Source organism: Methylobacterium thuringiense (assembly GCF_022179645.1).
In the GTDB taxonomy this organism is placed as follows: Bacteria; Pseudomonadota; Alphaproteobacteria; order Rhizobiales; family Beijerinckiaceae; genus Methylobacterium; species Methylobacterium thuringiense.
In genome coordinates, this window is sequence record NZ_BPRA01000029.1 from 31,718 (window position 1) to 40,305 (window position 8,588).

At 63.4% G+C, this 8,588-nt stretch carries 8 protein-coding genes and 1 tRNA gene; 4 read left to right on the top strand and 5 right to left on the bottom strand.

Annotated elements, in window-relative coordinates:
- The first annotated feature begins 86 nt into the window (after nucleotides 1-86).
- Nucleotides 87-162, top strand: a tRNA-Thr gene (locus MFF07_RS21595).
- 400 nt (nucleotides 163-562) lie between these two features.
- Here MFF07_RS21595 and MFF07_RS21600 read toward each other — a convergent pair.
- The 3 genes from MFF07_RS21600 to MFF07_RS21615 form a co-directional block, all read right to left on the bottom strand.
- On the bottom strand, nucleotides 563-868 hold the full coding sequence (locus MFF07_RS21600; RefSeq protein WP_238232883.1) for a hypothetical protein: 306 nt from the start codon (nucleotides 866-868) through the stop codon (nucleotides 563-565).
- Nucleotides 869-944: 76 nt separating this feature from the next.
- Nucleotides 945-1,484 (bottom strand): DUF2059 domain-containing protein, encoded by a 540-nt coding sequence (locus MFF07_RS21605; protein ID WP_238232884.1) that lies wholly within the window; start codon nucleotides 1,482-1,484, stop codon nucleotides 945-947.
- 455 nt (nucleotides 1,485-1,939) lie between these two features.
- Complete coding sequence (locus MFF07_RS21615; RefSeq protein ID WP_147818135.1) at nucleotides 1,940-2,125, bottom strand: type II toxin-antitoxin system ParD family antitoxin; 186 nt, start codon at nucleotides 2,123-2,125, stop codon at nucleotides 1,940-1,942.
- Nucleotides 2,126-2,494: 369 nt separating this feature from the next.
- Here MFF07_RS21615 and MFF07_RS21620 point away from each other — a divergent pair, with 369 nt between their 5' ends.
- The 3 genes from MFF07_RS21620 to MFF07_RS21625 all read left to right on the top strand — a co-directional run bounded on the left by MFF07_RS21620 (nucleotide 2,495) and on the right by MFF07_RS21625 (nucleotide 4,043).
- Nucleotides 2,495-3,271, top strand: coding sequence for a hypothetical protein (locus MFF07_RS21620; protein ID WP_238232886.1), 777 nt, complete (start codon nucleotides 2,495-2,497; stop codon nucleotides 3,269-3,271).
- Between the two features lie 121 nt (nucleotides 3,272-3,392).
- The gene (locus MFF07_RS22790; RefSeq protein WP_444543604.1) at nucleotides 3,393-3,626 is read left to right on the top strand and encodes a DUF7241 domain-containing protein; all 234 of its coding nucleotides are present in this window, start codon (nucleotides 3,393-3,395) and stop codon (nucleotides 3,624-3,626) included.
- Nucleotides 3,627-3,824: 198 nt separating this feature from the next.
- Nucleotides 3,825-4,043 carry a hypothetical protein gene (locus tag MFF07_RS21625; protein WP_238232887.1) on the top strand — a complete coding sequence of 73 codons (219 nt, stop codon included), beginning with the start codon at nucleotides 3,825-3,827 and terminating at the stop codon, nucleotides 4,041-4,043.
- Between the two features lie 98 nt (nucleotides 4,044-4,141).
- Here MFF07_RS21625 and MFF07_RS21630 read toward each other — a convergent pair whose 3' ends face one another.
- Nucleotides 4,142-4,369 (bottom strand): hypothetical protein, encoded by a 228-nt coding sequence (locus MFF07_RS21630; RefSeq protein WP_147818138.1) that lies wholly within the window; start codon nucleotides 4,367-4,369, stop codon nucleotides 4,142-4,144.
- A 454-nt stretch (nucleotides 4,370-4,823) separates the two neighbouring features.
- Entirely contained in the window at nucleotides 4,824-8,477 is a 3,654-nt protein-coding gene (locus MFF07_RS21635) for a beta strand repeat-containing protein (RefSeq protein WP_238232888.1), read from the bottom strand.
- Between the last annotated feature and the right edge of the window lie 111 nt (nucleotides 8,478-8,588).

Consider the following 8,588-nt stretch of genomic DNA (forward strand, 5'->3'; position numbering starts at 1 on the left):
GGCCTGAAGCGACCTGTGGATTGATTTGCTGCCACGTAGTGCTCGCGGGCGCATGCGGTTGTTAGGTCGTGTAGATCGTGACCGCCGCCGTGGTAGCTCAACTGCCAGAGCACTCGCTTCGTTTGCGAGAGATGCAGGTTCAAATCCTCGCCTACGGCACCACGTCGATCTTGCTATCGGCCAGCGATGAGGACGCGTGCCGATATGGCCAGCAGCCTAATCAATGCGGCTTTGCTCCTCGCGTTTTTCGTTACGGTCACATGGATTACGCTTGTAGCCTATGGAGTGGTGAGCGTAGTGAACTGGTTTCTATAATCCATCGCGAATATTTGTTTGAATGTTAAACGATCAAAGGAATAATATTTGGGAGGGTCGGTTCCGGATGCGCTTTGTTTTGTTGCTAATTATACTGATTATTATAGCATTCACAATAATAATTATTATAGTAGTAAAAGCGCTGACTGCGAGAATTATATTTGCTGCAGCCAGATTTGCGAAAACTATCTCGGATTAATGTAAGAATTTCAGCGAAAGCGTCTTGTGCCGTGATCGTGCCCTCGTCTCAAAGGATACCCTTGCCCGGCGACGGCTCCGGTGCAGCAGCTCCCGCCTCCGGTGACGGCGTCGAGCCAGTCTCTTCATTCGAGGAATGACCGACTAGCAGCGTGCCGATCATCGCCCATAGGGCCTGATGCTCGGGGCCATCACGGCCGAGGCTTAAGAACACCGGCAGGCTGATATCGACGATGTTGCCGCCTGAGGGCTTGTTGGCCGTGTGGCGGACGAAAGTATGACCCGTCTCGAAATCCCAGAGCAAATGCCAGGTGTCGCCGTTCCCGCTGACGTAGATCTCGCGCATCGCGGTCATCGGGATCTCGGCAGCGTGAAGCTCAACCCTCGTAACTCGGTAGCACAACCGGTGCCGAGGCTTGTGCTTCCCTGCCTCAGCGCGGCTTCGTCGGCGATCCAGGCGTCCAGCCATGAGCCTGGATCGCCTTGGTGAGCTTGCCCTGCATCTCGGGCATCACCGACTGCATCCACTGCTGCGTTCCTGCCATCTGCGCTTGCGCGAGCTGCGGCTGGGCTGCGGCAAGCCGCTTGCCGGCTGCTGAAGCGTAGAACGTGGCGATGGCCTGGAGATCCTCCTTCCCGAGCGTGGCAGCGAAGCTGCGAGCCTGGATGTCGAGAAGTTCATCGTAGTGGGCAGTGAGGGTCGGCATCACAACCTCTTGGACCAGAGTCTGCGCCTGATCCTGCTGCTTCACTCCGATCTGCTGCATCATTCCCACCATGGGCGCAGCCATCGCATTGAGCAGTGTTGCTCGGTCGCCCTGCATCGATGCGATCACTTCCCGGGCCGCTTTCAAAGTAGCTGGATCGGGAGCAGCCACCGTCGGGTTCGGATTGGCCGCCGGTTGAGCCATCGCTGAGCATGGCAGCAAGACGCCAACGTAGAGAGCGGCCAGGGCTGAGAACAGGCGCATAGCGGTTCCGATCGAAGGCGCTGCGCAATTCGAACCCACGCAGCCATTCCGGCCTGCTATCACAATTCTAGAAAAGAGCGACGCATCTCGTTTGCTTCGAGAGAGCCAACTCTATGCCTCAGACCTGCCCAGGCTGGCACCCGTAGGGTGGTATTGCGCGGGGGAACCGCTCCTTGATGCGCTCGCAGCCCCAAGTACGTAGGTAATCGGGCAAGCGTCGGTTCACCTCGATCCCAACCCCGTCATAGGGCGAGGTGCCGGCCGTCACGTAGCTGTACCAGCGCCAGCCGATCGTACCGACGCCAGCGAGGGCAATGGCGAAGGCAACAGACGCGGCAAGGGCAACCCGGGACTGGGGCCGTGACGCCTCTCCTGCCATGCCTGCGACTCCTAGCGTTGCCTCTTGCCCACTAAATTCAGCCGGTTCGCCCGTCTGAATAAGACAGATGCCTGCCTCAAGCTTCAGCGAGCTGCCGATCTGGACGACGGCGGCTCTGCTTAGCCTCGTCGCGCTCTAGGCTTCGAAGGGCAGCCCGGACAACTTCGCTCGCGCTTCCGAAGCGGCCGGATGCAACCTGATCCGCGACGAAGGCGGCCAGTTCAGGGGTCAGGGACACGTTCGTAGCAACGCGGCGCGGCATCCGTCGTTTGTGCCAGATTGCAGAGCGCCGTGCCAGTCTGTCGAAGGCACCTGACACAGCCTGTGTCACAAACTGCGCAGTGCTAACGTTGACTTAACAGCGCGGTACGGCCGAGATGACCCCGATCGGCAGATTCGGACAACCGAGTCGTGAGCCGGCATCAGGAGATCAGAGCCGCGGAAGCGATATCCTGAAAAGCCAACAGCCCCGACCCGGCAAGGTCGAGGCTGCTGAAAACCGGGGCCTGTGAGGCCGGCGTAACTACCCCTCACAAGCCATGACCTCCCTCGGGAGTCAAGACGGAACCTGTTTCCGTCAACGGGAAGGCTTTGCCTGGACCCCAGCCGCGGCCCGTGAGGGACCGGGACGATGTTTCACGCGCGAATGCTCGCCGCGATCGACGGCGCGCGGACGCTCGCCAATATGGATGAGCTGTCGAAGACGATCTGGCAGGCCCATTCCGGCGGTGCCGTCGATGATGATGGCGCTCAAGCCCTCGCTGAGGCGCTGCACGCTCGCAGGACCTCGATCAGGGGAGCGCTGAAGCCCATCGGCATCCCGCTTGGCCGACAGAGCCTGTTCCCGCCGAAACGCCCCCAGCGGGCCCCAGATCGCACCGAGGCTCTATCGCGCCGTCGACGTCTCGCTGCATCCGGGCCGATGCCGCCCGCTCTCGCCAGCCGCTTCACGGTCGGACAGCTATCGGTCCTGCGCATCGTCGCCGACGAGATCGCCACGAAGGGCGTCTGCGGCCTCTGCGTCGATGCCATTGCTGCGAGGGCTGGTGTGAGCCGCAGGCTGGCACAGGGCGCGATCCGCGTGGCCGAGAGCGACGGTCTGCTCGTCATCCAAGAGCGCCGGCACGAGGGCCGCAAGAACGACCCGAACCTCGTCCGCATCATCAGCCACGAGTGGCGGCAATGGATCGAGCGCGGACAGACGCGAAAGCGAAACGGTTTCGCATCTCGACCGGCTGGGACGCATAGGGTGCAGAAAGATTCACCCCACGGATATCCCAGTTCTAAATCTACCTTGTTGCAAGCAGCAGAACCGAAGAAAGGCTGCCGGGAACCGGCGGGCGACGCCACCACCAGAGACCTGATCGGAATCGGTTCGGCCGGTGGAAGCCGCCGAGCCATGCGGTAGTGGTCTGATGCTGTTCGGCATGGCGGACGCGGCAAGTACCTCGCCGTCGCGTCAGAAGATCGCTGGCCGGTGTCCGCCTACCATCGTGCACGTTGTCCCCGGCTGGGATCGCGAGGACGGCATGGGAACGCGAAACGATCTACGGCACGCTGCGGAGATCTGCCACGAACGTGGATGGGGCGTTGGAACGCGGCTGACAGGCAGCGACGGCTTCGGAACGATCACAATCGAGATCACGGTCCTGGGCAACGAGGTCATGCTGGCCCGGACCGTCTGCCAGAACGGAGAGCCTTCCGCTTACGGGAGCGATCAACCCTGGCGCCTATCTGATCGCGATTGGCAAACAGTCTCATGATCGATCGTGCATTTGCTCCAATTGCTCATGCGCTTGATCCTTGGGGCAACGCTTCGCTGGCCGCCTTCAGCCTCATCACGACACTGCTGTCGTGCTACGGCTTCATCAGGGGTTGAGAGCCACGCGCGCCAACGTGGCGCGAAGCCGGTCCGCGCCTTACCTGCTATCCGCACCGTCCAGTGGGATTCGGGATGAACCATGAGCGACGACGCGCCTGCTCTGATCCTGGCCCTCGCGGTCGAGATCTCCGAATTGCGTGGCCAGCTTGGCGAGGCTCAGGACCTCCTGATCGAGACCGCCGTGGATGCCGGCGACCTGCACGCCCGCATGGAGGAGTTGCAGGCCGAATTGATCGAGGCGCGTACTGAGAGGGATGCGTGGCGGGCGGAAGCGGAGCGGGCTTACAGGACGGGGTAGGTCACACCGCATAGTTCCTAGTCTGCCACCCACGCCGGATATTCGTCATGGGTGGCAGTCTGTCCGCCCGCTTGTACGCTGATATCCAACCACCCTGCTTACTGGGTCGCTGTGTCTACGGCCTCGGCAACGGTGCGCCGGGTTTCAGGGGCCCGGGCGGTCACGGACGGCGTGGTCGTCAGCTCGGAGGCTAGGCGGACACTCGCCGTGGCACGGGCCTGCTCACGGTACAGCGGCGGGGTGAGGTTGATGGCTTCCTCCGCGATCGCAGTACCGGTCAGCGTGACCGAAGCCAGAGCAGCGAGAACGAGTTTGCGAGTGTTCATGATGGTGATCCCTCTGGAATTTCAGGGCCTGTGCCCCGTCATGTGAGAAGGATATGTTTTGCGTTGCAGCATGAAACAAACAGATGCGATCGATAGCAGATATCGATGAAATCAATGATCTAATTACAAACTGAATGCTGGAGCGGCGGCGACCCCCCTGGGGAGCGGCGCCATCAAGGTGTAGAGGGCGGTGCAAATCCAGGCCACTAAACCGCCCTGACGGGGTCGGCATCAAACGCCGGATCTCGGCGGCCGTGTCGGCCTAAGTGGTTGCTTTCGAAATCGTTTCGAAGAAGGGCTCTCCGGGCTTAGTGAAGCTCGAATGGCCTAGATTTACTCCGCCCCGTGGCTGGATTTTCCTCCGCCCTACAGAGACACCACAGCGCGGGCAAACTTAGGTCGATTTCGCCCCCAATTGCAGCGATCGCTGCATGGCTATTATCGCGCTCAGCACTCAGGCGCCAAGGATGAAGTTGCTGGCGGTTAGGCTTGAGGAGCCTCCGGCTTGGATCTGGAAGTCGGCCACGCTGTCGCCGTTCAGGTCGGCGCCGACGATCAGTGAGCCGCCTTGCGCGCCGGTGCCCTTCTGGTAGCGCAGCTGCCCGGCTTGACCCGTGAAGGCGTTATTACCGATGAAGCTGAAGCCCTGAACTCCTGCTGTGTTCGTATCCGCGTCGATCGCCGACAGGTCGATCCGATCGCCATCCCCCGTGAGGAACTCGATGGCATCGAGAGCCCCAGCCGGACCAAAGTCGGCCACGCTCTGGAACACATAGCGATCGGCACCGGCCCCACCGTAGATGGTGTCGGTGCCGGGGCCACCGGTCAGTAGGTCGTTGCCGGCGCCGCCTGAGATGTAGTCGTTGCCGGCCGCGCCATTGATGGTGTCGTTGCCGCCATTGCCGCGCAGCGTGTCATTGGCGGCGCCACCGACGATCACGTTGTCGGCCTCAGTGCCGTTGATGGTCAGTGGTGTCGTCGTGCCCGGCGTAGCGTTGGGTATGTTCGTGACCGTCACGCTGGCCGCGTCGTTGCCGGCCAGATCCTGGATGGCGCGGGGGTCGTTGCCGCTCGTTGGGTCGCTGTAGATCAGGCTGACGGCCTGCCCGGCCGTCACGGGTGAGGCGAGGGTGAGCGTCACCGTTCGGGCGGCGCTGTTGACGAGCACGCCGCTCACGCCGACCGCGCTGCCGCCGGCGGTGACGGCGAAGGCAGCCGGCAGCGGTGGGTTGGTGGCGTCCAGCGTCTCGCCGTAGGTCAGCACCAGGCTGGTGCCGTTCACGCTAGCCGTCTGGTACACGGGCGGTGTCGTATCGCCAGCGGGTGGGGTCGTGTTGTTCACGCTCATCGCAGCCAAGCTGGCGGCATCGTTGCCGGCCAGATCCTGGATCGCGAGGGTGTCGTTGCCAGCACTAGGATCGGTGTATGCCACCGTCACCGACTGGCCGGCCGTCACGGCGGACGCCAACGTCAGGCTGACCGTGCGGGCTGCGCTGTTCACACTGACGCTGCTGACAGCGACGAGATTGCCGCCGACCCTGACCGCGAAGGCGCCCGGTGCAGGCGGGTTCGCGCTGTCGAGGGCCTCGCTGTAGGTCAGGATAAGGGTGGCAGCGTTCACGTTCGCCGCCTGGTACACGGGCGGTGTGGTGTCGCTCGGCGTGGTGACGGTGTTGACGCTGAAGCTGAGGTTGCCGGCCCCACCCATGTTGCCCGCCACGTCGGTGTAGCTGCCTGTCGCGACCGCGACGCCTCCCTGGCCGGTGACGTTCGAGGTCGGTGTGAACACGGCCGTGTAGGTCGAGGTGTTGACCGACGTGAAAGCGCTCAACTGACCGTTGATTGGCGTGATGTCGTTTTGGCTGAAGCCCGCCACCGGCTCGCTGAAGCTGAAGGTTAGAGTTGCGGTCTCGCCGGCAGTGAGCTGCGCATCGGTCGTGGTGATGCTCAGCGTCGGCGGCGTGGTGTCGCTACCGCCACCGCCCCCTCCGAGGATGAAGTTGCTCGCGCTCAGGCTCGAAGAGCCGCCGGCGAGGAACTGGAAGTCGGCCAGGCTGTCGCCGTTCAGGTCGACGCTGACGACCAGCGTGCCGTTCTGCGCCCCCGTACCCTTCTGGTAGCGCAACTGCCCGGCCTGACCATTGAAGGCGCCCGTGCCGATGAAGCTGAAGCCCTGAACGCCCGCTGTGTTCGTATCCGCATCGATGGCCGACAGGTCGATCCGATCGCCATCCCCCGTGAGGAACTCGATGGCATCGAGAGCCCCAGTCGGACCGAAGTCGGCCACGCTCTGGAACACGTAGCGATCGGCCCCGGCCCCACCATAGACGGTATCGGTGCCCGCGCCGCCGATTAGCACGTCGTTGCCAGCGCCGCCTGAGATGTAGTCGTTGCCGGCCGCGCCGTTGATGGTGTCGTTGCCGCCATTGCCGCGCAGCGTGTCATTGCCGGCGCCCCCGACGATCACGTTGTCGGCCTCAGAGCCGTTGATGGTCAGCGGTGTCGTCGTGCCCGGCGTCGTGTTGTTGACGCTCGTGACCATCACGCTGGCCGCGTCGTTGCCAGCCAGATCCTGGATGGCGCGGAGGTCATTACCGTTCGTTGGATCGGTGTAGGTCACATTGACGGCTTGCCCAGCCGTCACGGCCGAGGCGAGGGTGAGCGTGACCGTCTGGTTCGCACTGTTGACCGCGACACTGCTCACACCGACCGCGTTGCCGCCAGCGGTGACGGCGAAGGCAGCCGGCAGCGGTGGGTTGGTGGCATCGAGCGCCTCGCCGTAGGTCAGCACCAGGCTCGTGCCGTTCACGCTTGCCGTCTGGTACACCGGCGGTGTCGTGTCGCCGAGATCGTCGTTGAGGATCGTGCCGCTGGCACTGCTGTTCGAGCCGACCGTACCGCCGCCGATGCCGACCGTGGTCAGCGTAGCCACCACCGTCTCGTTTGGCTCGACCACACTGTCGGGCGTGGTGCTGACGGTGAAGCTGGCGCTGGTCTCACCCGCCGCGAAGCTGACCACGCCGCCGCTGAGGCTGCTGGTGTAGTCGTTGGCGTCTGCCGTGCCCGACGACAGCGTCACCGCGACGGATCCGGCCTGGCTGACGTCGCCGCTGCGGGTGACGGTGTAGGTCAGCGTGCCGGCGAGGCCGGTGGCATCCTCCTGCACCGAGGCCGGATCGACGGCGATCTGGTAGACCGGCGCGGTGTCGTCGTTGAGGATGGTACCGCTGGCACTGCTGTTCGAGCCGACCGTACCGCCGCCGATGCCGACCGTGGTCAGCGTAGCCACCACCGTCTCGTTTGGCTCGACCACACTGTCGGGCGTGGTGCTGACGGTGAAGCTGGCGCTGGTGGCGCCCGCCGCGAAGCTGACCACGCCGCCGCTGAGGCTGCTGGTGTAGTCGTTGGCGTCTGCCGTGCCCGACGACAGCGTCACCGCGACGGATCCGGCCTGGCTGACGTCGCCGCTGCGGGTGACGGTGTAGGTCAGCGTGCCGGCGGGGCCAGTGCCGTCTTCCTGCACCGAGGGTGGATCGACGGCGATCTGGTAGACCGGCGGGCGCGAGCCGAACGTGACCGTGTTCGATGCCAGATTTGCGTTACCGGCCGCATCCGCAAATGCGCTGGCACCGATCAAGATGGACGCACCGGCCGGAGCCGTCGCCGTGAAGGTCGCCGAATAGACGAGCGGGTTGCCGGTGTTTTGAACGATATTAGCGAACGTGCCGTTCGTCGCAGTGATATCTGTAGCCGGATCAAAGCCGACGGGTGTTTCCGAAAACGTGAAGGTGACGCCCGTGCTCTCGCCGGACGCCAAGCTCGTGTCGGTGGCGACGATCGACACCGTCGGCACAATTCGGTCGATTGTTGTCGCGCTGCCAGTCAGGCCGCCCGTGATTGCATTTCCGACCGCGTCAGTGATGTCAGTGCCAGTGCCCTTGAGGGCCAGCGCCAATGTGCCTGAGCCCGACACGCCTGTTAATTCGACCGTATAGACTCCGGGCGTGCCCGTAGCAGAGACGGAGCCGATGCTAGCCGTAGCACCGTCGGTCCCGACGATTGTGAAGTCGCCAGCATCGACGCCATCCACAATCTCTGAGAACGACACGGTTTCCGTTAGCGTAGCGGCGTTGGTCGGGCCTGCCGTGCTTGGTTCGATCGAGGTAACACGTGGTGGCGGATCAAAGGCATCGGGGGTGTATGTCCCGGATGCGTCCTG